The organism is Arsenophonus endosymbiont of Aphis craccivora, assembly GCF_013460135.1.
Classification (GTDB): Bacteria; Pseudomonadota; Gammaproteobacteria; order Enterobacterales; family Enterobacteriaceae; genus Arsenophonus; species Arsenophonus nilaparvatae.
This window is the reverse complement of record NZ_CP038155.1, coordinates 1407549-1433150: the sequence shown is the minus strand read 5'-3', so window position 1 is coordinate 1433150 and position 25602 is coordinate 1407549. Positions and strand designations below refer to the sequence as shown.

The following is a 25602-nucleotide window of genomic DNA, read 5'->3' as shown; positions in this document are numbered from 1 at the left end:
TCCTTCATCCTTTTGCTATCTCAGAGTTAGTAATTACTAAGTCACCTTCAGCAAGACCGGAAATAATTTCTGCATCAATATAATTTTGAGTAGCAAATTCGACTCTCCTTTCCACTTGTTGCCCATGTTGTAGTAGTACAACAATATATTGATTATTAGCAATATTTTCTCTCAAGGCAGATAGTGGTAAAAGTAATACATTTTTATGTAATGCAAGTTGAATTTTAATTTGTGCAGTCATTTGTAGTTTTAAAATATGATGCGAATTGGGTACTGCAAAGCGTGCATAATAAAAAATCGCATCATTAACCTCTTCCGGCGTAGGTAAAATATCTTTCAAAACTCCAGCAAAAGTTTTATCCGGTGCACCAAGAATAGTAAAAGCAGCTTGTTGCCCCGGTTTAAGATTAATAATGTCAGCTTCAGAAACTTGTGCTTTTACTAACATTGTATCCACATCAGCTAATGTCATGATAGTTGGCACTTCTTGAGAAGCGATTACCGTTTGTCCCTGCAACGTTTTAATGTTAGTAACAATCCCACTTAATGGCGCAGTAAGATGGGTATATTTCAAATTAGTTTTAGCTGTATTTAACGAGGCTTGATTACGATTAATTTGGGCAATATAAATTTTTACCCGCGCTTTTTTAACCTCCATATCAGTTTTAACTCGATCAAACTTCTGCCGCGAAATAGCCTTATGCTTTGCCAAATCGACATAGCGCTGATAAGTCATTTCTGCTAACTTCAATTCAGCCTGCGCTAAGGCTAAATTAGATTGATGTTCACGCAGCGTCTACTCTGATTCTTTAACAACATTTTGCGCTTTTTGCGGATCAATTACCGCTAACAAATCCCCTTTTTTTACCATATCCCCCTCTTTTACATAAAGGGTCTGTAACTGGCCACTAACCTGGGCGCCAACATCTACCTTACTCAACGCGTCCAGCTTACCCGTGGCAAGTACATGTTTTTCTATATTTCCTCTGATAACGGGTACAGTCTGATAATTTATTTTTTTGGGTAAATTGATTATATAAAGCATCACAGCGGTGATGATAATAATTAATATCAACATCAGAAAAATTAATAAACACTTTTTTTGATTGGGAAGAAATTTCATACTAAAAATACCTTTTTTTAATATGGAATAAGTTAAAAACCGTATAAGAGCCACTGCTGCCTCGACTAAAACCAGCAGACAAATGCTACAATATTTTTATTGCTTACCTGTTTACTAAGATTGCCCTCTGGCTAGCAATGCAACACGTGAAAACATATGGCGCAGCAAAGAAGGAATTGAATTAACGCCTTTTTCTGCCGCTCTATTGGCGACTTCAATTGCTAAATCAGGTTTAGAAGTTCGATGAATTGCTTTAATAATGACACGACGCGGTGATATTTTACCATTATCAGGAATAGCGGCAATCTGATGATAAATATCGCTGAAACCTTCACGGTAAAGAAAATGCTCCATATCTGATGCAGGTAATTATAGTTAGTCTATCTCGAGGAGTATCATTGACTCTTTCAGCATAAGCAATTGCTGAATCAGCATACTGTTTCCCTGCATTATCGCCATCAACCAAAGTATGCCACTCTATCCCCATACTATTAGCAAACTTTAATAATGGCTTAAGACCGCATTGTGCAAACTCAATCACTTTAACACCTTCTGACTCAAAATGATAATTACATTGGCGTGCTAATTCATTCATTAACCAGATTTCAGTCTCACCTTCAACCAATAACCAGCAGCGTGCAAATAGTGCTGATGGGCGATTAATGCGTATGTGAAATGAAAGACGACGCATATCCTCCAGTGATAACCTGTTCGTCTTTAACCGATAAGCAACCACTTGATTTGAATTACGTACTAAGCGGCATATATTTTCCAGTGGAACTTGTGAAAGCAATTCGCCTGAATTAGTTGAATTAATACGCTGCAATGAAAAAAGATTTAATAGTCGCCAAGCAACCGAAAGCATAATAGGATGTAAACGAGTTTCTGGATCTTCGATAATCAGGATAGGCCGAGTATCGCTATTTAGTTGAAAATCGACCTGTAATTGTAAAAATGATGAAAAAAGCTGCCAAATAATTAACCGAATAGAATGCTGTTCCGGTTTACCGACTATACGATTGATATCTTCCAGCACTCTCCAGCCTCTTCTATTAGGTGAGTGATAGGCAATATTTGACTTATGTGGTCGATTAAATAAGCGCATATTTTGTTCGGCAAAATAATAACCGAGCAACTGTTGCATTGCCACAAAGCCATCTTCAATCTCTTCATGAGACAATTTTGCTGATGCTTTTATTAATGCCTGGGTCAATTGTTGTAATTGGCTAGCAAATTTAACAGAGGTTTTTTTACAGTCATCATCATAAGATTCAGCCGCTGTAGGGCGTGAAAAGCGGGCGTCTCTTAGACGTAGTACTGGATATAGTCGAATAATCTGCTGGATATATTTGCTATTATTATTTAAAACCAGATTATTGCCGTCCTTATCTAAAAAACATCTTTAGGTAGCCACAATATTATTTTGTCGTTCAGCACTCACACGATAATAAATACGTTTATATTTATCATTTCCTTCAATCCATAATGCAGATAAGGACTTAAATCGATTAGCGTTGTCACTATTTGACTGGTTTTCACAAAAAACTAAAATAATTTGTAGATTATTGACTTGTTCATCTGTATCTACCAAGTGATGGAAATCATGTTGGCTAAATTGATATAACGGCTGCTTAGGTGATAATAAAATAGTCAGCGCATCTAACAAACTTGACTTACCCCAGGTATTTTCACCAATTAACACAGTATTATGATCTAAGATCAATGAAAGCCAATTGATGCCGCGAAAACTAGAAATCTCCACTTATTGCAAATACATGGTTAACCTCTTTTTATGCCTATCAGTAATAGTTACTGGATTATCCTGTGAGCAAATGAATTACGTTTAAATATTATTCTATGATATTGAGCCTAGTTTGAGTCTGTTATAAAATATTTATCATTATTTTGCCTATCTTTTTCACATTATTTCCACAAAATAATCGCCATAAAAGCGTTAATTGTAATAAGGATGGACTATGTATTCAGGACTACTTATCATTCTTTTACCGTTAACTCTAGGCTATCTGTTTCGCTTCAAGAATAAGAAAAGAATAAGAAGATTTTAGCGCTTAATCATCGCCTATTAGGTGTGATGGTTTACATTATTTTATTTTTAATGGGCATCACTTTGGCGTTATTGGATAATATTAGTACTCATCTTACTGCAATTTTTATCTATACCATTGTTTTCTTTTGCTGCACCTTTGCCGCTAACCTGATTGCTTTATTATTATTGGATAAACTTTTTCCGTGGAAAATTGCGAAACGGGAAACCAATAAACCACTCTCTCGGTTAAAAATGATTTTAAGTTCACTACCACTGTGTGGCGTGTTAATACTAGGTTTTCTGTTAGGATTAACAAAATGGCCATTTTTATCCTATGCCAAACATGGTACTGAAATTACCCTTATCTGTTTATTATTATTGGTGGGTTGCCATCTTCGTAATAGTGGGATGTATCTTCGGCAAATTTTAATCAATTGCAGAGGCGCAACGATTGCGGTAATTGTTGCCACCAGCGCGCTACTTGGTGGTATTTTGGCGGCATTTTTATTAGGGCTACCTACTAAAGTAGGTTTAGCGATTGCAGCCGGATACGGTTGGTATTCGCTAACCGGTATACTGCTTACCGACGCTTACGGGTCAGTCATTGGTAGTACCGTTTTCTTTCACGATCTAATGCGCGAATTAGCGGCTATTATGCTTATTCCAATTATTATCAATCAATTTCGTTCTACTGCATTGGGGATTTGTGGCTCAACATCGATGGACTTTACGCTACCCATATTACAACGTAGCGGGGGAGTGTCTATTGTACCTGCTGCCATTGTCCACGGTTTTGTACTAAGTCTATTGACGCCATTACTGATTGCCTTCTTCGCCTAATAGATAACTAAATTTTCTGCCAACTACGCTGGTGCTAAATAGGTCACCAAATATGGGTAAAAAACGTATTTTAGTACTTGGTGCTAACGGTTATATTGGTCAAAATCTGCTCCCCGCGTTAATCAAACAAGGACATATGATCACCGCAGCAACACGTCAACTTGATTGGGCTAGAGCACAAAATTGGCCAAATACTCCATGTTGTTATGTTGATTTACTCGCAGCCAAAACCTTAAACAATATTATGACAAATATTGATATCGTTTACTTTCTTGTTCACAGTATGGCAGCTAATAATAATCTTATTGAACAAGAATGCCTGGCTGCTCTTAATGTTAAAAATGTACTCAAGCACTCTCAAGTAAAACAAGTTATCTATTTAAGCGCACTACAAAACCATTGCTGTCATTCACAACACCTGATGGCACGTAAACTGACCGGAGAAATTTTACGTGAAAGTAAAATTTCGCTGACAGAAATTCTGGCACCAATTATTATTGGTGCGGGCTCCGCGCCTTATGAAATAATTCGGGATATGACTTACAACTTATTCATTCTCACTACCCCACGTTGGGTAAGGTCAAAATCTTGTCCTATCGCTTTAGAAAACATGCTGTACTATCTGACGCAATTGATATCCCATCCAACTAATGAACATCGTATACTTGATGCTGGTGGGCCGGAATATATTGATTATCAAACACTCTTCAAGCGCTTTATGCAGACAAGCGGTAAGTATCGACCGCTTATCCAGCTACCTATCCCAATTAGATTAATTTCCATTCAATTCATTAGCCTAATAACTTCAGTTTCTCCCTCTATTACCAAAAGGTTAATTCAAGGGCTACAGCACAATCTGCCAGCTAATGATCAAGCGTTAAAACAGCTTATTCCACAAAAATTGCTTAGCGTTGATGAAGCAATCAAACAAGCGTTTATTCACTCGCCTAATGCAATTAATAAAGCTGATTGGGGCTCAGATACAATCCTAAAGACAAAATGGTGTGACAAATATAGTTATTATCCGAAAGATGCCGGTGTTACGCTAACAACTCGTGCTACTAGCCAGACTATTTGGCAAATAGTGCAACAAATTGGTGACAAAAAAGGATATTTCTACGCCAATATTTTATGGCAATTACGCGCCTTGATTGATGATTTAATGCTCAACAAAGTAAAATATGGCCGCCCTATACGTAAGGAATTATATTTAGGCGACATGATCGATAGCTGGAAAGTGATTAATATCAAACCCGGACATCAATTAACTCTATTATTTGGTATGAAAGCACCGGGACTAGGGCGTTTACCTTTTACCATCAAGTATTGTGGCAAATATAGAACGTTAGATGTCAGAGCATGGTGGCATATGCTGCCGGTTTTTCAGGACTAATGTATTGGCTAATCATGAGCCCAATTCATCGTTTTATATTTAAGGGCATGGCTAAAAAAATTAATAAAATTGCATTAATAATGCATAAAAAACAATAAAAATTAGCTTAATAAAGCCAAAGTGCCTTATAAAATATCAACATTAGTCTATTTGCAGAAATCACATATTGCATAACTATTCCATTAAGATTATCATTGTTTAACTTGTTTATTTATTCAGATTTTTAGCATGAGTATTCAATTAAAACAAATTAATTGCTTTTATGGTGAAGAGCAAGCCCTACACAATATCAATTTGACATGTGAAACGGGTGAAACGATGGTATTACTTGGCCCAAGCGGTGCTGGCAAAAGCTCATTATTACGTGTCTTCAATTTACTAGAGATGCCCCGTTCGGGCCAACTGAACATCGCTGGGTACCATTTTGATTTTTCACGCCAAACCAAAAAAAATGAAATCAGAGCGTTAAGACAAAAAGTGGGGATGGTATTTCAACAATATAACTTATGGCCACATTTGACCGTAATGGAAAATCTGATTGAAGCGCCTTGTTTAGTATTAGGTTTAACTAAGGCAGCAGCTAAAGAAAAAGCAGCAAATTTATTGCACCGTTTACGGTTAACCGAATGTGCTAATCGTTTCCCATTGCATCTTTCTGGAGGTCAGCAACAGCGAGTGGCAATTGCCAGAGCATTAATGATGGAGCCTGAAATTCTGTTATTTGATGAACCAACAGCCGCTCTCGATCCTGAAATTACAACCCAAGTGGTTAATATTATACAGGAATTATCAAGAACTGGCATCACCCAACTGATAGTGACTCATGAAATTGATTTTGCCCGTAAAACAGCGAGCAAGATAGTTTATATGGAAAAAGGGGTAATTGTGGAGCAAGGCGATATTGATCGTTTCACTAGACCACAAACTCAAGGCTTGGAAAATTATCTATCCCATTCATCTCATTGATAATAACGTAATGAAAAAATCACTGTTAGCTATTATCTTATGCAGCCTATCCATATCAGTATTAGCCTCACCAAAAGAGACAATACGCTTTGCAACTGAAGCAACATATGCCCCATTCGAATCAATTGATGCCAATAATAACATTGTCGGTTTTGATATTGATCTGGCCAATGCTATATGTAAAAAACTCAATGCCAACTGTACATTTACTCATCAATCTTTTGAGAGCTTAATCCCCAGTTTGAAAATGCGTCGATTTGATGCTTTGATGGCTGGAATTGATATTACCCCAGAGCGGCAAAAACAAGTTGATTTTACTGATAGTTATTATAATAACTCAGCAACATTTATCGCAGTAAAAAATAAAATTAATAAAATATCATTATTAAAAGATAAAAAAGTTGGCGTGCAAAATGGAACCACCCATCAAAAATATATCAGCCAACAGCATAAAGAGATGCAAGCTGTCCCGTATGATAATTACCAAACTGCTATCCTCGATTTACAAAATGGCCGTATAGATGCTGTGTTTGGAGATACCGCTGTTACAACGGAATGGTTAAAAACAAAAGGTAACGAAAACCTTGCCGCCGTGGGTGAAAAAATAACAGATGCTAATTATTTTGGTGTGGGTCTGGGTATTGCGGTACGCAAAGGAAACAAAGCGCTGCTAGATAAATTAAATAAAGCAATGGCACAATTAAAACAAGATGTCAGCACCTATGATGCTATCTATCAAAAATGGTTGCAAAAATAGTCGATTATCGTGATGAATAATCTGTTGTTTCTAATAAATGCCGCCGGTTTGACGATTACTCTTGCTGGTATCTCTTTGATACTAGGGCTATTATTAGCCCTGTTATTTACTGCTTGGGAATCTGCTCGCTGGCGGCCTGTAGCCTTGCTTGGTTCTTGCTGGGTGACTTTAATTCGCGGATTACCTGAATTATTAGTTGTGCTGTTCGTTTACTATGGCACATTACAATTTATTATGTTGTTAGGTGACGGCATTAATATTAATTTCATTTTCTGGCAAACAACCTGGCAAGTTGATCCTGAATGGTTCTTCCCACAAAATAGTGAATTCGATTTTATCCCTTTTTTTTGTGGTGTTGTTGCTCTTGCTCTACTCTATGCCGACTATGCATCGCAAACCTTAAGAGGCGCCCTAAAAGCGATACCATCCGGCCAATGGGAATCAGCTCATGCATTGGGTCTCAATCAAAATATTGCTTTCCTACGGCTTATTATGCCCCAAATGTGGCGTCATGCATTACCTGGCTTAGGCAATCAATGGCTGGTATTGCTAAAAGATACTGCATTGGTTTCACTGATTAGCGTAAATGACTTGATGTTGCAAACCAAAACGATTGTCAATCGTACTCAGGAACCTTTTACTTGGTACTTAATTGTGGCATTAATCTACCTGGTTATCACCCTGGTAAGTCAATTTATTTTACGTCGCATTGAATTACGCACAACTCAGTTTGAACGGGGAGTCGCAAAATGATCGATTTAATCATGTCATTGCTGCCAGGCTTACCAACCAGTCTATCATTAACATTATGCGCGTTACTGATTGCCTTTTTGTTAGCACTATTTTTGACTATTATTTTATCGTTAAAAACAGCGATTTTTTCAGCTATTATTCATGGCTATATTACTCTATTTACCGGCACTCCTTTGCTGGTTCAATTTTTTTTGATTTACTATGGACCCGGTCAATTTCCCGCACTAAAAGAGTACCCTGCATTATGGGCATTGATTTCTACTCCATGGGTTTGTGCCCTGTTAGCGTTAGCGCTTAATAGCGCCGCCTATTCCACCTTATTATTTCATGGTGCAGTAAAAGCAATTCCTAAAGCTAGCTGGCAATCTTGTCAGGCGTTAGGTATGTCAAATTACCAAACCCTAAGAATTTTTTTGCCTTACGCGCTTAAACGTGCACTTTCATCCTATTCTAATGAGGTGATCCTTATCTTTAAAAGCACTTCACTAGCAAGTACCATAACGCTATTAGAAATTATGGGATATAGCCGACAAATTTTTGGCCAAACTTATAATGTCGATGTTTTTATTGCAGCGGGAATTATCTATTTATGCGTGAATGGCATTTTGACTTTATTAATGCGTTGGCTTGAACAATACACTTTATCTTTTGAAAAAATTTAACCAAATAAATCTAGCCTTCTAATAAAGAAAACTATATTTATGGTAATTTTTTAACTAATTACGCAAAGACTTGATGTGTTCAATGTGTGCTAATCTTTAACGTCTAAAATCTATAATATGTAAGATATCAATAACACTGAACACCACTTGATAAATGTTTTTTTGTTTAATCCAATATAACCATCAAGAGACTGAGAGTTTTTACAATTAAAATAATCACTCCATTTTGTAAGATAGCAAACTACCCTAGCTATTAAGAATAAATGGCGGGCTAAATATATTGCCTTATTCGTTTATGTAAATCAGCTAGAGAGATTATTTTTATACTCTATCTCTTTTGTATATTTTGTTTGTATTGAACATATTTCAGCCATTGTTTTTCCTTGCGCTAATTTACCGTCTAAATTAATTGGATCTGGCAACAACTCAGGAAAAATTTTTGTTTTAATACCTTTGCCAGCCGCTTCTTCTAATTCACTTAGAGTAACACTGCCCCCACCAAACGCTAAAAAACATCCATTTTTACTTGCATCGTATACCATATAAGAATCACCAGAATCATCCAAAACTTTCCAGCTGTTATCTGGATCCTTTATTTGCGTAACACTCTCACAATTTTTTGATAGGCTATTTGTTGAAGCTTGTTGTGAAACAATGCCAAAAGTGCTTACCCCTAAATTTTTAGCAATATCATAGACACAGCCAATACCTTCAGGAGTCGCGCCGGCAACAATAAGTAAATTATGAATCCCATGCTCATCAATATTTTGTTTTATCTCTTTTGTTATATAGTCTTGTAATTTTTCTGTATTTTCATATCCCATGCCAGAAAATCCACTAAAAACCAATACAAATTTATTGTCGATTTTTTTATCGATTTCTACTTTTATCGGATCAAAATTAGGACTGGAAGCAACGGAAGATTCAATATTATTGACACTAGCAGATTGCGATGAACTGATCATATTCTAATTCCTTTTAGCAAGCGGTTATTATTCGAATATTATTTGGTAGATAAAATGCAAACGAAGCGGTTAACAGGAATAAAAAGAATCTAGCAAAATAGCCGGACCTTTTAAAGTAATAAATAGTCTGAGATTTATTGTTATTCTTTTAATCTTCATAAATGTAAAATAGATAATCCATTATCCATCCACATGAGTGGCAGATGCCGATTGCATCTATTTTTATAACTTAATGTAGCAGAAAGCTGGCAGGTAAAGGTCGCTCTGATAGCTCTTCATCGTCAATATCTTCTTGACCGCTATACAGTAGATCATTGTTATAAACTTCAAAAATAATAGCCGCCATCTGCTCTTCTGCTTGCTGAAGAAAACTGGAGAATTGATTACAAGTCATGCCAGCCAATAACGAAAAAGATTGACTAACCACTAGTTTAGGCAAATTTTCATCATTAATTTCCATAAATGCTTTTGCCGTTAATGAGCTGGCATTAATTTGGCTTAAATTTGCTAATAGGGTAATAATCGATGTCGGTTTGAGTTCAGCCAAAACAGAGAAAACTAATATGTTTTCAACAATATCAACTTTAGCATCGAAAATACCATCAATATTTTGCATATGTGGCAAATGCAATGCCTGGCAATTATCACATTCAAAATATGAAGTTTTGAGTTGAACAAGCCACTTTCGCAATTTAGCTATGTCAGGGAAACAAATTGAATCCATTAATTAACCTTATTTTACACAAAATACTAACAATTCTACCTAAGAAAATTCGCTATCTATCATCTTAAACCAAAAACAGACCATATTTTATCATGTTAAATCATATTTAACGAGCCATTCCTACTCATAATTTAATCCATCTTGCGATGATTACACTGTTTAGCTTTTAGCTTGCGTTGGTGATGTTCCGAACTATTTTTTTGTTGGTCAATGCCGAAAAAACTAAGCTTAGGCAGCGCCCGCCAAACAATATGAACGATGGCCGGTATCATACAACCAATTGCTAGCATAATCATAGCAAGCAAAACACCTTTTTTCATAAATAAAGCAGCTAATTCAATATAGTTATTTATCACTAAATAGACCAATAACAGTAATAATAAACCAATAACTTCGAGTATTATCACAAATTTAGGCATATCACCGAAAGAACGCATAGCGGATAATTTTTTTTTTGCTCATAACAATCTATGTTTCCTGTTAAAAAACACTATCCTGTTATATTAGGTAATTGTTAACATTTCAGATAGCAATAAATATAAATTGTGCTTTTTTTGACGCTAACTATAGGCATAGTAATTGAACTGTAGATAATAAATAAAATTTAGTTGAAGGAGATATGATGTTTACTGTCATTTTTGGTCGCTCTGGTTGCCCCTATTGCGTCCGAGCAAAAGAATTAGCAGAAAAATTAAAACATGAACGTAATGATTTTGATTATAATTATGTTGACATACAAGCGGAGGGGATCACTAAAGCTGACTTAGCTAAAAAAGCGGGTAAACCTGTTGAGACTGTTCCGCAAATTTTTATTGATTAGCAACATATTGGTGGTTGTACAGATTTTGAAGCCTACGCAAAAAAACATCTACTATCTTAATTAACTGATTTTATTAAAATTATTTTCTGTTTTAATGTTATATGTTAAGTTTCAGGCACAAATCACAAAAGCATTTTTTGATCAAAAAATGCTTTTTTTTCTTCTTTAAGAACTTTATGAATAATAAATAGTCTTAACTTATGCCACTGCTTTTCTTTGAATGTCCCCAAATTATTGAGGAATACGATAGTTTAAATTATGTCCTATTTAAACTATCGGTTTTTTATTCATACTATCTAATCGACCTCGCAAGGTTACAATAATTTGACGTTCACCACCGTGATTACCAATATGGATAAAAATGGTGCAAATTCGGTAAAAAAATTATAACCGCGTAGTAAGCATTAAATAATATCTATTAAGTCAGGATTTAAGTTTTACCTCAAATCTGATTGCCAAATAAATGACTAGTTGTTCATGAAGAAGGAAGTTAATGAAAAACGTAGCTACAGTTCTTCTTTCTTCGCTTGTTTTACTCTTATTTACCCCGTAATCTGGCTGCCGAATAAATGACTAATTGTTCATGTTCATAAAGGAGGTTGTCAATGAAAATGGTATATAAGGTCCTTCTTTCTTCACTTGTTCTACTCTCATTTTCTTCCATAGCAGCAAAAGATTTACATAATAAACTGATCATCCAAGCTATTCCCTCCTCAGAAGGTACGGTGGTGATTGAAGGGCAGCCGAAGTATGAAAAAACGTTTAATGTTGTTGTATATAGTGTAATTGATCAGCCAATTGAATTAACCGGTGATGTCGGCTGCTACAAAGCGTTCAATGAAAAAGGCAAAGAGTTTGATGGACGGCTGGTGCAGGCTGAGCTACTGGGAATATTGAAAGACAGCCCAAAAGCTGGAGAAGCCACCTTCGTCAGCGACGATGAATCTGTCTATAACGCCAAATTCGTAAAATGGTCTTCGCAATGCTAATCTCCGACTAAGCGCATACAAAAAGGGTATCATTTGCAGGGGCTATATGATATATAAAATCTTTTACTATCATATTGTTATTATGTAAATTTGGGCCGCTCTAGCGGCCTTTTCGTATTTCACAATTTTATAAACCGTAGATCAGGCAACATTGAGCTTACGGGCAATTTCTGTTGGCCAGTGCCTTTCTGATGAAGGGCTAACACAATGTTGCTATCCATGGTACGCCTGCGGCCAAAACGATACTTTTAAACTTCCCTCCTGTCTATCTTGATTCGTGTGCGCTAGTATTCTCCGTTGCTAAACCTGAGCCACGGTACAGAGAGTGGTGCCGACTATTTTTCCCATTTCACCATCAGCTGCTTGTCCCATCATCAACAAACCGGACGCCCACGCCCTGAGCATCGAATTCTTTTAATAAATGAAGAAGTTTTATAAAAATATTACCAAACTTACTTTACCCTATGTAAAAGACATTTTACCCTTAGCTATCTAATATAAATAATCAGGATACATATTCAATGAGGGCTCTACCTTGCTAAACGATATTAACTTAAGTTTGTTTAGTTTTATTAATGCCAGCCCAATTACATCCATTGGTACATTAACACTGGCAATTTTTTTGGCTAAACGACTCATTCTTATATTTCCCTTAATTACCATTGCCTGCTGGCTTTGGGGATCATCGAAAAATCTAGTTCGCCAAAGAGTGTTTGTCTGTAAAACCGTTCTCGCAGTTATTATCGGTTTAGCTATTTCCGGTTTTATTGGCGTAATTTTCCCACAAGAACGACCTTTTATGTTGGGGATAGGCCAACATTTTCTTGCTCATGCCCCAACACCATCATTTCCCAGTAATCATGCTACTATTGCTTTTACCTTCGCTTTTGGCTTTTTATTCTGGTTCAGAAATTGGATTGGGCTGTTATTATTTATACCGGCGTTCACAATTGCGTGGGCTAGAATTTTTCTCGGTGTACATTGGCCTTTAGATATGGCAGGTGCATTTTTGGTTGCGATTATAGCTTGTGGAGTTAGTCAAACAATCTGGAAAATTGGTGGCGATAAATTACTACCATATATAATAAAAGCTTATCAAATCTTATTTTCGCCTTTAATTAAAAAAGGTTGGATTAGAGGTTGAATAGGCTTTGTTGAATAAATCGAACTTTTAGGTGATTGGCGGATCTGATCGCTAAATTCGTTTCAACATCAGGTCCCCATGTCAAAGCAAAAGTTTAAAATTACCAACTGGCCCGCGTACAACAAGGCACTCAGACAACGCGGTTCCCTGACGGTCTGGCTTGATGAGTCGGCCATCGCTGGATGGACTGACTGTTCTTCGCCTGAAGGTCGTGGCCGGCCGCTTTACTACAGCGATATGGCTGTTACCACTGTCCTGATGATGAAGCGTGTGTTTAACCTGTCGCTCCGGGCATTACAGGGCTTCGTTGATTCGATTTTTAAACTCATGTCTTTGCCGCTGTGCTGTCCGGACTACTCGCTGGTCAGCAGACGAGCAAAGAGCGTCAACATCAGCATAAAAACGCCAACGCGTGGTGAAATCTCGCATCTGGTCATCGACAGTACCGGTCTGAAGGTCTTTGGCGAAGGTGAATGGAAAGTCAGGCAGCATGGGGCTGACAGACGAAGAGTGTGGCGCAAGCTTCATCTGGCAGCAGACAGTGTGACTCATGAGATTATCTGTGCCGACTTATCGCTCAGCGGAACGACAGATGCGCAGGCACTGCCGGGCCTGATTAACCAAACCCACCGGAAAATCAGGCCCCTTATCCCGCCGCGAAGCGGAGCGAAATACTGGCCGGACAAGTACCATGAACGTAACCATGCGGTGGCGAATCAGCGTCTGAGCAGGAGTAATGATATGTGGAAAAAGAAAGTGGGTTATCACCGGCGTTCAGTGGCAGAAACAGCGATGTTCCGCATAAAAACTTTGCTGGGTGGCCATCTGAGGCTGCGTGACTATGAGGCTCAGGTAGGTGAAGCAATGGCGATGGTCAAAGCGCTGAACCGTATGACGTTGTTGGGTATGCCACACAGCGTCAGGATCGGATAACAGCTGTAGCAGAGGGAGCCATCCTGGCGGCTAATTCTGATTTATTCAACAAAGCCTGAAATATAGTGATTGCAAAAATAAAAACATTATTGATAAATATGAGTTGTGTGTTTTATTAATTTTGGCAATATAGAATATTATGACTAAACTTTTCTAGTTCGATGATAATTATTTGATTATTTAGTTCTTCAAGCCTGTGTAAAATAAAAGTAGATGAGCATTTATAATTATTTATTAACAACATAACTGTTAGAAGCTATAACCTATGACAAATATACCATTATTAGATGCAACTACAGAACTCGACCCCTCTTTTTATTCTACCGATACGAAACAAGATGATGAAATTGATTTATTTGAACTTTTTTCTATTCTTTATCGATCTAAATTGTTGATTGCGATTTTTGTTGCCGTATTGTCCGCAGCCGCTTTTTGTTGGTCGTTATTTTTACCACAAAAATGGGCAAGCAAAGCCATGATTGTTCAACCTACCGCTCAAGAAACGTTTAAGCTGAATGAGTTCCTTAGTCAATTAAGAGTAATGGATGGGCTTTGTTGAATAAATCAGAATTAGCCGCCAGGATGGCTCCCTCTGCTACACCTGTTATCCGATCCTGACGCTGTGTGGCATACCCAACAACGTCATACGGTTCAGCGCTTTGACCATCGCCATTGCTTCACCTACCTGAGCCTCATAGTCACGCAGCCTCAGATGGCCACCCAGCAAAGTTTTTATGCGGAACATCGCTGTTTCTGCCACTGAACGCCGGTGATAACCCACTTTCTTTTTCCACATATCATTACTCCTGCTCAGACGCTGATTCGCCACCGCATGGTTACGTTCATGGTACTTGTCCGGCCAGTATTTCGCTCCGCTTCGCGGCGGGATAAGGGGCCTGATTTTCTTTCTTAGCAACGCATCGTGGCAGTAACAGGCGTCATAAGCACCGTCTGCTGACACTTCCCTGATTTTCCGGTGGGTTTGGTTAATCAGGCCCGGCAGTGCCTGCGCATCTGTCGTTCCGCTGAGCGATAAGTCGGCACAGATAATCTCATGAGTCACACTGTCTGCTGCCAGATGAAGCTTGCGCCACACTCTTCGTCTGTCAGCCCCATGCTGCCTGACTTTCCATTCACCTTCGCCAAAGACCTTCAGACCGGTACTGTCGATGACCAGATGCGAGATTTCACCACGCGTTGGCGTTTTTATGCTGATGTTGACGCTCTTTGCTCGTCTGCTGACCAGCGAGTAGTCCGGACAGCACAGCGGCAAAGACATGAGTTTAAAAATCGAATCAACGAAGCCCTGTAATGCCCGGAGCGACAGGTTAAACACACGCTTCATCATCAGGACAGTGGTAACAGCCATATCGCTGTAGTAAAGCGGCCGGCCACGACCTTCAGGCGAAGAACTGTCAGTCCATCCAGCGATGGCCGACTCATCAAGCCAGACCGTCAGGGAACCGCGTTGTCTGAGTGCCTTGTTGTACGCTGGCCAGTTGGTAATTTTAAACTTTTGCTTTGCCATGGGGACCTGATGTTGAAACGAATTTAGCGATCAGATCCGCCAATCACCTAAAAGTTCGATTTATTCAACAAAGCCTAATGGATGTTGAAACAAATATCGATGCTGAGCAAGTTTATGCAAAATTTCTTGATGCTTATCGTTCTCAGTTGTTACAGGAAAATTTTCTGAAAAGTAGTGACTATTTTCAGCAGTTAGTTAAATCAACAGAGTCACAATCCTTAGAGAGAGAACAACAGCTTTTACGTGATATGATAAATAATATTACTGTTGGCAACGTCATTTTTAGTAAAAATGCAAATCATAATGTAGATAATATTACGCAGCCGATAGAAGCAAGCGTAGAGTTTTCTGCGGCAACTACTCAAGATGCCCAGAATTTATTGTATGATTATCTGCGTTATGTTGGCTCTAGTATAAGACAGGAAATTAAAGCCGAGTTAAATGAAAAAATAGCACAACAGATTGTTTATGCTAAAGGTAAATATGCTATTAAGTTGACGGCTTTAAAAAATGCTAATCGGGTTGCGGTTCAGCGGTTGAAGAATTCGTTAACAATAACTCAATCTGTTGGAGTTAAAAAACCGGTTTCAACTACTCATAACTTTATTCACGATGATTTAGATTACCCTATTGCATTAGGTTCAGAAGCTTTAGCTAAAAAGTTAGCTATTATTGAACAGGATAATGATCAGCTAACATTAGATCCTGAACTTTTAAATAGCCAACAATATATCCAGCAATTACAGGCGTTAGACACTAAAAATATTTGGTTTCAGCCGGTGAAATATATACAAAAGCCAACTTTACCGCTTGCTAAACAGGCACCCAAGCAAATGTATATAGTTGTATTAGCTGGACTAACCGGTTTAATTTTGGGTTGTGTTTATGTTTTATTACGTCATATGATAAATAGCCGCAAGCAACAAGTCTGATGAGATAATTTTATATAAGCGGCAGGTAATTTTCCTGCTGCTCAATGATGTTAGTTATGTTAGACTCGCTCCTTTCGTTATTACTAATCTACCTATTCTGAAATTCCCTGGTCAACGTAAGTCCAAGCACTATTTTCCTGTTAGTATTCGAGATCCCTTATTATCCAATCAAGAGTTAATCAATAGTGACAGTGATCATGCATATATAGTTGGTATAGATCAAACTTTGGTTGATATTGAAGCAAAAGTTGATGATGATTTTATTCAGCGTTATCAACTTAGTCAGGGGCACTCACTCGTTATTGAAGAGACTACTGCTGAAGAACTTTATCGTGAGTTAACGGAGCGCAATCTTATTAGTCATGAATTTGCTGGTGGCACGATAGGGAATACTTTACATAATTACTCGTTATTAGCTGATGATAGATCTGTGTTATTGGGTACGATGTGTAATAACATTCAAATTGGTAGCTCTGCCTATCGTTATTTATGCCATACTTAGAGCCGGATGGATTTAAATTATTTACAGGGTGTTGATGGTCCGATTGGTCGCTGTTTTACCTTAATTACGGAAAATGGTGAACGAACATTTGCAATTAGTCCAGGGTTAATGAACCAATTGCGTCCTGATAGTATTCCAAAGCAAATTATTGCAGAAGCATCAGCACTGGTTATTACTGCTTATCTTGTCCGCTGCCAACCTGGTGAAACGATGCCTGCCGCAACAATGCAAGCAATAGAATATGCTAAAAAACATGATGTGCCGGTGTGACTGACATTGGGCACTAAATTTGTTATTGCCGATGATCCCTCCTTTTGGTAAGATTTTCTCGCTAAATATGTTTCTGTTGTGGCAATGAACGAAGATGAAGCGTTAGAGTTGACGAAGATCAAAGATCCCTTATTAGCTGCCGATAAAGTGCTTGATTGGGTTGATCTGGTGCTTTGTACCGCCGGTGCTGATGGACTCTACATGGCTGGTTATACCGAATCAACCTATAAAAGAGAAACTCAGCATCCTCTATTGTCTGGTGCGATTGATCAATTTAATCGTTATGAATTTAGCCGGGCGATGAGGAAAAAAGAGAGTCAGCTTCCTTTTAGGATCTATTCACATATTGAGCCTTATATGGGTGGGCCAGAAAAAATCATGAATACCAATGGAGCTGGTGATAGTGGACTGTCTGCTTTATTACACGATATTACCGCCAATCTTTTTTATCGTTTAAATATACCTAATTCAACAAAACATTTTTTGCCCTACCTGACATATTCTTCCTTATCACAGGTGTGTAAATATGCTAATAGAGTAAGTTATCAGGTACTTATTCAACATTCACCACGTTTAACGCGAAGTTTGCCTGAAAAAGAAGATAGTTTAGAGGAATCTTACTGTGAAAGGTAATTAAATAAAATCAGGAGAAAGCCAATATTTCCCCTGATTTATTTTTATCGGCTAGTTAGAAGTATCATGTTTTAAGTATTTATCTAAATCTTTAGTGCCTGATAATAAATTATCGTCATTATTATTAATGGTACAGCCTACTGTTTTCTTTTTAGACAGAAAAAGTGCCATGGTTTTGGCTATTTCATGTTCACCAACAACGATGTGATTTGCGCCACGTTCACGAATATATCTAACTTCATCATCATAGTGGGCACGAACAATAATAGTGATATCAGGGTTTAATGACCTAGCCTTCTCAATGATTTGCCCAGCTTCATAACCATTTGGAACGGTGACTAATAGTGTTTGGGCACAATCTATGCGAGCCAGCTTCATTAGTGCTTTATTTACGGCATTGCCAATTAGTGAACGGAAGCCATTTTTAGCTAATTCTTCAAATCGGGCGCGTGTATTTTCAATAACGACAATCGGGATATTTTTTTGGCGTAATTTTTCAGCCAGAATAGTACCAACACGACCATAACCAACAATAATTGCATGACCGCAAATATCTACAGGAATTTGTGCAACTTCTTCCTGCGTTTCATCTAATAATTCTTCCTCTGTTGTTTCGGTTTTTTTCAGATAACGGTCAAGTAAGCTAAATAGTAATGGATTAATCATAATAGAGACGATAGCACCAGCTAAAACCAGGTTTGGCGCTTGACTATCAAACACATTGAGAGTTATTCCCATTCCGGCCAGGATGAAAGAGAATTCACCGATTTGTGCCAGACTTATTGCGATAGTTAAGGCGGTTCTGCGGCTATGACCAAATAGTCTCACTAACAGTAATGCGGCGAGTGATTTACCAATAGTAATAATTGCTAAAACCGCCAATACCGCGAATGGATGTTCTATTAATATAATAGGGTCTAGAAGCATACCGACCGATACAAAAAATAGAACTGCAAATGCATCTCGCAAAGGTAGTGTATCTTGTGCAGCTCGATGACTTAATTCAGATTCATTTAGGATCATACCGGCGAAAAATGCGCCAAGGGCAACAGAAGCATTAAATAGAGTTACCGCGGCATAGGCAATACCGAGTGCTAGTACTAAAACCGCTAGTGTGAATAATTCACGAGAACCGGTTGCCGCAGTACGAGCTAGCATACATGGAATAAGTTGGCGACCGATGAAAAGGGTAATGATGATAAAAATCGCCACTTTACCAACGGTAATGGTTAATTTAATGGCTAGCTCACTAAAACTGGCATTATAACTATCGAGAATACCGGCAATTGCTGGCAGCAATACCAGAGTCAAGACCATGACTAAATCTTCGACAATCAGCCAGCCAATGGCAATTCGGCCTCGTTTACTATCGATCAGTTGACGTTCTTCTAATGCTCTTAATAGCACTACAGTACTGGCTGTTGAGAGACAAAGGCCAAAAACGATACCAGCAAATATACCCCAACCAAATAGCATGGCTAAACCAAGACCTAATAAGGTGGCAGTAATTATTTGAGAGATAGCACCAGGAATAGCAATCGATTTTACGGCTAAAAGATCTTTTAAGGAAAAATGTAAGCCAACACCAAACATCAATAATATAACACCAATTTCGGCGAGTTCACTGGCTAAACTTGTATTTGCAACAAAACCTGGCGTAAATGGACCAATAAGAACACCGGCCAATAAATAGCCGACTAACGGTGATATCCTTAGCCGTTGTGCAATCATACCAAATAGATAGGCAAGAGCTAAACCACCAACAATTGTTGTGATGAGGGATGATGCTGAATGATCCATTAAATCTCCTCTTTTTGGGATGACAAAATACGTCATGTAGAATTCAAACTGATTTTATCTGCTATAGACTAAAAAAGCGCTAAAAAATTACGTTATAAATAATAAAAAAGCAGTTAACGATAAAAAGAAAACAAATAGCTTGTTTTTTTATAAAAATTGCCAAGTAAATAACCATATTAACTATTATAACTATTATTTATTATTTATTATTTTATAATATATTATAAAATAAACTATTATTCTTTTTTTTATTCTTATTTGGTAATAATGTGGTCAAAAAAAATGATAATGATAAAAAATCCAGGTTGAAGTAATTCATTCAATACACTTTGGCTTTGTTGAATAAATCGAACTTTTAGGTGATTGGCGGATCTGATCGCTAAATTCGTTTCAACATCAGGTCCCCATGGCAAAGTAAAAGTTTAAAATTACCAACTGGCCCGCGTACAACAAGGCACTCAGACAACGCGGTTCCCTGACGGTCTGGCTTGATGAGTCGGCCATCGCTGGATGGACTGACAGTTCTTCGCCTGAAGGTCGTGGCCGGCCGCTTTACTACAGCGATATGGCTGTTACCACTGTCCTGATGATGAAGCGTGTGTTTAACCTGTCGCTCCGGGCATTACAGGGCTTCGTTGATTCGATTTTTAAACTCATGTCTTTGCCGCTGTGCTGTCCGGACTACTCGCTGGTCAGCAGACGAGCAAAGAGCGTCAACATCAGCATAAAAACGCCAACGCGTGGTGAAATCTCGCATCTGGTCATCGACAGTACCGGTCTGAAGGTCTTTGGCGAAGGTGAATGGAAAGTCAGGCAGCATGGGGCTGACAGACGAAGAGTGTGGCGCAAGCTTCATCTGGCAGCAGACAGTGTGAATCATGAGATTATCTGTGCCGACTTATCGCTCAGCGGAACGACAGATGCGCAGGCACTGCCGGGCCTGATTAACCAAAACCACCGGAAAATCAGGGAAGTGTCAGCAGACGGTGCTTATGACGCCTGTTACTGCCACGATGCGTTGCTAAGAAAGAAAATCAGGCCCCTTATCCCGCCGCGAAGCGGAGCGAAATACTAGCCGGACAAGTACCATGAACGTAACCATGCGGTGGCGAATCAGCGTCTGAGCAGGAGTAATGATATGTGGAAAAAGAAAGTGGGTTATCACCGGCGTTCAGTGGCAGAAACAGCGATGTTCCGCATAAAAACTTTGCTGGGTGGCCATCTGAGCCTGCGTGACTATGAGGCTCAGGTAGGTGAAGCAATGGCGATGGTCAAAGCTCTGAACCGTATGACGTTGTTGGGTATGCCACACAGCGTCAGGATCGGATAACAGGTGTAGCAGAGGGAGCCATCCTGTCGGCTAATTCTGATTTATTCAACAAAGCCCGAAAAAAGCGACTAGCGGAAAAACAGAGCAACCTTTTTCACCTTTATGGGCACTGCTATTCGGTATTGGTGTTGCATTTACTCCTTGCGTCTTACCGATGTACCCTTTAATTTCAGGTATTATATTAGGTAAGCAAAGACCCAAAAGTTTAATAAAAATTTTTTGGTTAGCTTTTAGTTATGTTCAAAGAATTGCTCTCACTTATACCCTATTAGGGCTAATTGTTGCAGCGGCCGGTTTATCATTTCAAGCGCACTTCAGCACCCCTATGTTTTGATCATAATTTCCGTTCTGTTTATTCTTCTGGCATTTTCGATGTTTGGCTTTTATAACCTACAGCTACCATCTTCACTGCAAACAAAACTGATTAATTGGAGCGACCACCAAAAAGCAGGATCTTATTTTGGTGTATTTATTATGGGCGCACTGGCCGGACTTATCTGTTCTCCCTGTACCACAGCGCCACTCAGTGCTATTTTGCTTTATATTGCCCAAAGCGGAAATCTGTTAATCGGAAGTCTAACACTTTACCTATATGCATTAGGTATGGGGCTGCCAATTATTGGCATAATATTATTTGGCCATCGACTACTTCCTCGTAGCGGCCCTTGGATGCAATATGTTAAAGAAGCGTTTGGCTTTGTGATCTTAGCGTTACCCATTTTCTTACTCGAGCGGATTTTTGGAGAGATCTGGAGTCTTAGGTTAAGCAGTTTATTGATAACTGCATTTTGTATATGGGTGTTCATTCTATTACTTAAGAAACATAACGGCTGGGCGCGGATTGGACAGATCTTATTTTTACTATTAGCTATCATAGCAGCAGCCCAGCCGCTACAAAATGGAGTTTGGCAAATACCAGCCATATCAAAACCACAAGACCATATGGATTTAAAATTTAAACAGGTAAAAAATTGGCAAGAAATCAAACAAGCAATAAACAATAATACTAGCAAAATAGTTATGCTTGATTTTTATGCTGATTGGTGTGTCGCCTGTAGGGAGTTTGAAAAATATACCTTTAGTTATCCCAAGGTCAAAAGTAAACTGGATAATATGTTATTACTGCAAGCCAATGTGACAGAAAATAATGTTGAACAAAAATCTCTTTTACAATATCTCGATGTCTATGGATTACCCACCATTATTTTCTATGATGATAAAGGCATCGAATTACCTAATTCAAGGGTTTATGGTTTTATGAATAGCAAAATGTTCTATCAGCATTTAGAACAAATTACGCAACGGCAAGGGAAATAAACATGCAACGTGAGCAAGTACTGAACTCTGTACTACAACTCTTATAACAACATGGCATTGGCTGTAATATTGAAATATCACTTAATAAACTTAAAGTAGAATTCAATAAATCGCGTCAATTTTGGCCAAATAATGAAGCGTTGCTTTATGATTGTTTACGTCACCATAGTCAACAAATTGAGACCTGGCAGCGGCAGATACAACTCAATGACCAACTTTCTCCGGAAGAAAAACTATTAGCCCGTTATAACCAGTTAGCTCAAAAAGTCAGCGATAATCGCTTTCCAGGCTGCCTATTTATTGCTGCATGCAGTATTTTTCCAGATCCAGAGCATCCAAGTCATAAACTGAGTGAACAGCAAAAAAATTGTCTTTTAATTTTAGTCTTGAGCTGCTAAGGCAACTAGATATAGACGACAGCGAGCAAGTTGCTAAGCAAATGGAGTTAATTTTAGAAGTTTGTCTAAGCAAATTAGTGGTTAAGAGAAATATTGAAGATGTTTTGATCGCCAAACTACTAGCAGAAGATATCTTAACTATTGCTAAATGTAGAAAGAATGATGCATTAAATTAAAAAATAATTTACAAAAAAGATAGTCATTATCTCGTGGTTCAAAAAAACAGCAAATAAGCATGATTTCGCATTTTTGACCGGAAATACATTGACGAGTTGTGTGGAATAGGGTTTAATGCGCGGCGTTGCCCGGATAGCTCAGTCGGTAGAGCAGAGGATTGAAAATCCTCGTGTCGGTGGTTCGATTCCGCCTCCGGGCACCACATCTGCTTTTTATCATCGCAACTAGCTAAAAAACTAGCTGACACTACTGGAAATATCCAAGCTTTATATTCATGATATATCCGGCTTTGTTGAATAAATCGAACTTTTAGGTGATTGGCGGAGCTGATCGCTAAATTCGTTTCAACATCAGGTCCCCATGGCAAAGCAAAAGTTTAAAATTACCAACTGGCCCGCGTACAACAAGGCACTCAGACAACGCGGTTCCCTGACGGTCTGGCTTGATGAGTCGGCCATCGCTGGATGGACTGACAGTTCTTCGCCTGAAGGTCGTGGCCGGCCGCTTTACTACAGCGATATGGCTGTTACCACTGTCCTGATGATGAAGCGTGTGTTTAACCTGTCGCTACGGGCATTACAGGGCTTCGTTGATTCGATTTTTAAACTCATGTCTTTGCCGCTGTGCTGTCCGGACTACTCGCTGGTCAGCAGACGAGCAAAGAGCGTAAACATCAGCATAAAAACGCCAACGCGTGGTGAAATCTCGCATCTGGTCATCGACAGTACCGGTCTGAAGGTCTTTGGCGAAGGTGAATGGAAAGTCAGGCAGCATGGGGCTGACAGACGAAGAGTGTGGCGCAAGCTTCATCTGGCAGCAGACAGTGTGAATCATGAGATTATCTGTGCCGACTTATCGCTCAGCGGAACGACAGATGCGCAGGCACTGCCGGGCCTGATTAACCAAACCCACCGGAAAATCAGGCCCCTTATCCCGCCGCGAAGCGGAGCGAAATACTGGCCGGACAAGTACCATGAACGTAACCATGCGGTGGCGAATCAGCGTCTGAGCAGGAGTAATGATATGTGGAAAAAGAAAGTGGGTTATCACCGGCGTTCAGTGGCAGAAACAGCGATGTTCCGCATAAAAACTTTGCTGGGTGGCCATCTGAGGCTGCGTGACTATGAGGCTCAGGTAGGTGAAGCAATGGCGATGGTCAAAGCGCTGAACCGTATGACGTTGTTGGGTATGCCACACAGCGTCAGGATCGGATAACAGCTGTAGCAGAGGGAGCCATCCTGTCGGCTAATTCTGATTTATTCAACAAAGCCCTTTTTCAGGTAACATGATTGCCAGTTCATATCTGGCATTAGCAATACTCCCTAAAATAGCTATTATTGAAATAAAAAGTGCCAATACACCAAAGTCTTTTGGGGTATAAATTCTTGTTAGCAAAGGGCTTATTGCTATTGGTATTGCCTGTGCAATAGTTGTACCTGTCATTAAAGTTACTACATTGCGGGCAAATTCAGTTTGTGGCACTATTTTTCTGATCACAAAAAGAGCCCTTTTAACACCTGAATTATTTTATCCTGTGTACTTTCTGTCAAATATGGATGCATCGGTAAGCTGATTACTTTTTCTGCTATAGCATCACCAACAGATAATTCTACTGCATTATCTGCAACAACAGGTTGTTTATTTAAAGGGATGGGATAATGAACTGCTGTAGGTATGCCTGCTGTTTTTAATTGAGTTTGTATTAACTCGCGGTTTTCCACTTGAATAGTATATTGTGCATAAGCACTGGTATTATATGTTTCAATATACGGAGTCGTTGTTATACCTGCTTGATTTAACATAAAATCATAGCGTTTAGCGACTTGCTGGCGCAGTTGTATTTCTTCGGCAAAAATTTCTAACTTTGTTAATAATATCGCCGCTTGCAAAGTATCCAAACGACTATTAACACCAACCCGGATATGATGATAACGGCGATCCTGACCATGTCGCGCAATCTGTCTTATTACTAATGCTAATTGTTCATCATTAGTAAAAATTGCGCCACCATCACCATAGCAACTAAGCGGTTTACTTGGGAAAAAGCTGGTACAAGCAATTGTCGTTAAATTACATGAATAGTTGCCTTTATAGGTCGCGCCAAAACTTTGTGCGGCATCTTCGATAACAGGAATATTATATTTGCTGGCAATCATGTTAATCGCATCAAAATCTGCACATTGACCATAAAGTGATACCTGAATAATCGCTTTTGTTCTTGCCGTGATAGCGGCTTCAAGTTTTTGCGGATCTAAATTATAATTTTTATGGCATACATCAACATATACTGGTCTAGCGCCTAACAGTGCCACTGTTTCAGCGGTTGCTATATATGTCAATCCTGGAGTAATTACTTCATCACCAGGACCAATACCAAAAGTCATTTGAGCAATCTGTAACGCATCAGTACCATTGGCCACACTGATGCAATATTTGGAGCCAACATAGTCTGCACGTTTTTCTTCTAATTCGATAACTTCTGGTCCAAGAATATATTTACCATGAGATAATACGCGTTGAATAGCCAGATTGATTTTATTTTTAATACGCGCTTGTTGGGTGTTCAAGTCAATAAATTGCATCATTTTTCTATTATCTC

At 38.7% G+C, this 25602-nt stretch carries 19 protein-coding genes, 1 tRNA gene and 9 pseudogenes; 18 read left to right on the top strand and 11 right to left on the bottom strand.

The annotated features are described in order from the left end of the window. Positions 1–4 precede the first annotated feature (4 nt). Both macA and E3U36_RS07380 read right to left on the bottom strand, forming a co-directional pair. Positions 5–1123 (bottom strand): annotated as a pseudogene (macA, locus tag E3U36_RS07385) (macrolide transporter subunit MacA). A 114-nt stretch (positions 1124–1237) separates the two neighbouring features. Beyond that, a pseudogene (locus E3U36_RS07380) lies at positions 1238–2885 on the bottom strand (DUF2813 domain-containing protein). Between the two features lie 214 nt (positions 2886–3099). Between E3U36_RS07380 and E3U36_RS07375 the strand changes: the two are divergent. From E3U36_RS07375 to artM, 6 genes and pseudogenes are all read left to right on the top strand, one after another. Beyond that, positions 3100–4010, top strand: a pseudogene (locus E3U36_RS07375) (LysO family transporter). 52 nt (positions 4011–4062) lie between these two features. After that, positions 4063–5501: pseudogene (locus tag E3U36_RS07370) on the top strand (DUF2867 domain-containing protein). 130 nt (positions 5502–5631) lie between these two features. Further along, a complete protein-coding gene (gene artP / locus E3U36_RS07365) occupies positions 5632–6369 on the top strand; it encodes an arginine ABC transporter ATP-binding protein ArtP (protein WP_180816055.1) in 738 nt (245 codons plus the stop codon). 10 nt (positions 6370–6379) lie between these two features. After that, positions 6380–7126, top strand: a complete 747-nt coding sequence (gene artJ / locus E3U36_RS07360; protein WP_180817576.1) for an arginine ABC transporter substrate-binding protein — start codon at positions 6380–6382, stop codon at positions 7124–7126. Between the two features lie 12 nt (positions 7127–7138). Beyond that, the gene (gene artQ, locus E3U36_RS07355; RefSeq protein ID WP_180816053.1) at positions 7139–7879 is read left to right on the top strand and encodes an arginine ABC transporter permease ArtQ; all 741 of its coding nucleotides are present in this window, start codon (positions 7139–7141) and stop codon (positions 7877–7879) included. Continuing rightward, positions 7876–8541, top strand: coding sequence for an arginine ABC transporter permease ArtM (gene artM / locus E3U36_RS07350; protein WP_180816052.1), 666 nt, complete (start codon positions 7876–7878; stop codon positions 8539–8541). Before artQ ends, artM begins: the two co-directional genes overlap by 4 nt. A 302-nt stretch (positions 8542–8843) precedes the next feature. On the opposite strand, the gene E3U36_RS07345 is transcribed toward artM, so the two are convergent. From E3U36_RS07345 to E3U36_RS07335, 3 genes are all read right to left on the bottom strand, one after another. After that, positions 8844–9506, bottom strand: coding sequence for a hypothetical protein (locus E3U36_RS07345; RefSeq protein WP_180816050.1), 663 nt, complete (start codon positions 9504–9506; stop codon positions 8844–8846). A 229-nt stretch (positions 9507–9735) separates the two neighbouring features. After that, entirely contained in the window at positions 9736–10230 is a 495-nt protein-coding gene (locus E3U36_RS07340; protein WP_180816049.1) for a type III secretion system chaperone family protein, read from the bottom strand. A 131-nt stretch (positions 10231–10361) separates the two neighbouring features. Then, complete coding sequence (locus E3U36_RS07335) at positions 10362–10667, bottom strand: DUF1418 family protein (RefSeq protein ID WP_180816048.1); 306 nt, start codon at positions 10665–10667, stop codon at positions 10362–10364. A 185-nt stretch (positions 10668–10852) separates the two neighbouring features. Between E3U36_RS07335 and E3U36_RS07330 the strand changes: the two genes are divergently transcribed. After that, a complete protein-coding gene (locus E3U36_RS07330; protein WP_180816047.1) occupies positions 10853–11050 on the top strand; it encodes a GrxA family glutaredoxin in 198 nt (65 codons plus the stop codon). A 605-nt stretch (positions 11051–11655) separates the two neighbouring features. After that, on the top strand, positions 11656–12039 hold the full coding sequence (locus tag E3U36_RS07325; RefSeq protein WP_180816046.1) for a DUF4354 family protein: 384 nt from the start codon (positions 11656–11658) through the stop codon (positions 12037–12039). A 141-nt stretch (positions 12040–12180) separates the two neighbouring features. Here the strand turns inward: E3U36_RS07325 and E3U36_RS12665 are convergent. After that, a pseudogene (locus E3U36_RS12665) lies at positions 12181–12469 on the bottom strand (recombinase family protein); the annotation flags it as partial. A 105-nt stretch (positions 12470–12574) separates the two neighbouring features. Here E3U36_RS12665 and ybjG point away from each other — a divergent pair. The 3 genes from ybjG (at position 12575) to E3U36_RS07310 (ending at position 14675) form a co-directional block, all read left to right on the top strand. Continuing rightward, positions 12575–13183, top strand: coding sequence for an undecaprenyl-diphosphate phosphatase (gene ybjG / locus E3U36_RS07320; protein ID WP_180816045.1), 609 nt, complete (start codon positions 12575–12577; stop codon positions 13181–13183). 78 nt (positions 13184–13261) lie between these two features. Beyond that, complete coding sequence (locus E3U36_RS07315) at positions 13262–14116, top strand: IS5 family transposase (protein ID WP_180816044.1); 855 nt, start codon at positions 13262–13264, stop codon at positions 14114–14116. Between the two features lie 265 nt (positions 14117–14381). Further along, entirely contained in the window at positions 14382–14675 is a 294-nt protein-coding gene (locus E3U36_RS07310) for a Wzz/FepE/Etk N-terminal domain-containing protein (protein WP_180816042.1), read from the top strand. 45 nt (positions 14676–14720) lie between these two features. On the opposite strand, the gene E3U36_RS07305 is transcribed toward E3U36_RS07310, so the two are convergent. Next, complete coding sequence (locus E3U36_RS07305; RefSeq protein WP_180816040.1) at positions 14721–15644, bottom strand: IS5 family transposase; 924 nt, start codon at positions 15642–15644, stop codon at positions 14721–14723. On the opposite strand from E3U36_RS07305, the gene E3U36_RS07300 reads away from it, so the two are divergent. Further along, entirely contained in the window at positions 15638–16576 is a 939-nt protein-coding gene (locus tag E3U36_RS07300) for a hypothetical protein (protein ID WP_180816039.1), read from the top strand. The genes E3U36_RS07305 and E3U36_RS07300 overlap by 7 nt on opposite strands. Positions 16577–16673: 97 nt before the next feature. Then, positions 16674–17981, top strand: a pseudogene (locus E3U36_RS07295) (inosine/guanosine kinase). A gap of 51 nt (positions 17982–18032) precedes the next feature. On the opposite strand, the gene ybaL reads toward E3U36_RS07295, so the two are convergent. Both ybaL and E3U36_RS07285 read right to left on the bottom strand, forming a co-directional pair. After that, positions 18033–19781: a YbaL family putative K(+) efflux transporter gene (gene ybaL / locus E3U36_RS07290; protein WP_180816037.1), complete on the bottom strand. Its 1749-nt coding sequence runs from the start codon at positions 19779–19781 to the stop codon at positions 18033–18035. 254 nt (positions 19782–20035) lie between these two features. Further along, positions 20036–20194, bottom strand: a complete 159-nt coding sequence (locus E3U36_RS07285; protein ID WP_180816035.1) for a hypothetical protein — start codon at positions 20192–20194, stop codon at positions 20036–20038. Between the two features lie 14 nt (positions 20195–20208). Between E3U36_RS07285 and E3U36_RS07280 the strand changes: the two are divergent. The 5 genes and pseudogenes from E3U36_RS07280 to E3U36_RS07260 all read left to right on the top strand — a co-directional run bounded on the left by E3U36_RS07280 (position 20209) and on the right by E3U36_RS07260 (position 24218). Then, positions 20209–21111, top strand: a pseudogene (locus E3U36_RS07280) (IS5 family transposase). Between the two features lie 154 nt (positions 21112–21265). Beyond that, positions 21266–22428 (top strand): annotated as a pseudogene (gene dsbD / locus E3U36_RS07275) (protein-disulfide reductase DsbD). Positions 22429–22484: 56 nt separating this feature from the next. Continuing rightward, positions 22485–23002 (top strand): annotated as a pseudogene (gene dicD, locus E3U36_RS07270) (division control transcriptional repressor DicD). Between the two features lie 127 nt (positions 23003–23129). Continuing rightward, a tRNA-Phe gene (locus tag E3U36_RS07265) sits at positions 23130–23205 on the top strand. A 158-nt stretch (positions 23206–23363) separates the two neighbouring features. After that, the gene (locus tag E3U36_RS07260; protein ID WP_180816033.1) at positions 23364–24218 is read left to right on the top strand and encodes an IS5 family transposase; all 855 of its coding nucleotides are present in this window, start codon (positions 23364–23366) and stop codon (positions 24216–24218) included. Positions 24219–24263: 45 nt separating this feature from the next. Here E3U36_RS07260 and E3U36_RS07255 read toward each other — a convergent pair whose 3' ends face one another. Both E3U36_RS07255 and E3U36_RS07250 read right to left on the bottom strand, forming a co-directional pair. Beyond that, positions 24264–24485 (bottom strand): hypothetical protein, encoded by a 222-nt coding sequence (locus tag E3U36_RS07255; RefSeq protein WP_180816032.1) that lies wholly within the window; start codon positions 24483–24485, stop codon positions 24264–24266. Between the two features lie 11 nt (positions 24486–24496). Further along, positions 24497–25588, bottom strand: coding sequence for a DegT/DnrJ/EryC1/StrS family aminotransferase (locus E3U36_RS07250; protein ID WP_180816030.1), 1092 nt, complete (start codon positions 25586–25588; stop codon positions 24497–24499). Positions 25589–25602: the final 14 nt, after the last annotated feature.

Bases quoted from the DNA above. Each gene is read 5' to 3' on its own strand.
- E3U36_RS07305 (WP_180816040.1), bottom strand. From the start codon at position 15,644: ATGGCAAAGCAAAAGTTTAAAATTACCAACTGGCCAGCGTACAACAAG.
- E3U36_RS07260 (WP_180816033.1), top strand. From the start codon at position 23,364: ATGGCAAAGCAAAAGTTTAAAATTACCAACTGGCCCGCGTACAACAAG.
- artJ (WP_180817576.1), top strand. From the start codon at position 6,380: ATGAAAAAATCACTGTTAGCTATTATCTTATGCAGCCTATCCATATCA.
- artM (WP_180816052.1), top strand. From the start codon at position 7,876: ATGATCGATTTAATCATGTCATTGCTGCCAGGCTTACCAACCAGTCTA.
- E3U36_RS07330 (WP_180816047.1), top strand. From the start codon at position 10,853: ATGTTTACTGTCATTTTTGGTCGCTCTGGTTGCCCCTATTGCGTCCGA.
- E3U36_RS07315 (WP_180816044.1), top strand. From the start codon at position 13,262: ATGTCAAAGCAAAAGTTTAAAATTACCAACTGGCCCGCGTACAACAAG.
- E3U36_RS07310 (WP_180816042.1), top strand. From the start codon at position 14,382: ATGACAAATATACCATTATTAGATGCAACTACAGAACTCGACCCCTCT.
- E3U36_RS07345 (WP_180816050.1), bottom strand. From the start codon at position 9,506: ATGATCAGTTCATCGCAATCTGCTAGTGTCAATAATATTGAATCTTCC.
- E3U36_RS07335 (WP_180816048.1), bottom strand. From the start codon at position 10,667: ATGCGTTCTTTCGGTGATATGCCTAAATTTGTGATAATACTCGAAGTT.
- E3U36_RS07325 (WP_180816046.1), top strand. From the start codon at position 11,656: ATGAAAATGGTATATAAGGTCCTTCTTTCTTCACTTGTTCTACTCTCA.
- E3U36_RS07340 (WP_180816049.1), bottom strand. From the start codon at position 10,230: ATGGATTCAATTTGTTTCCCTGACATAGCTAAATTGCGAAAGTGGCTT.
- ybaL (WP_180816037.1), bottom strand. From the start codon at position 19,781: ATGGATCATTCAGCATCATCCCTCATCACAACAATTGTTGGTGGTTTA.
- E3U36_RS07250 (WP_180816030.1), bottom strand. From the start codon at position 25,588: ATGATGCAATTTATTGACTTGAACACCCAACAAGCGCGTATTAAAAAT.
- artP (WP_180816055.1), top strand. From the start codon at position 5,632: ATGAGTATTCAATTAAAACAAATTAATTGCTTTTATGGTGAAGAGCAA.
- artQ (WP_180816053.1), top strand. From the start codon at position 7,139: ATGAATAATCTGTTGTTTCTAATAAATGCCGCCGGTTTGACGATTACT.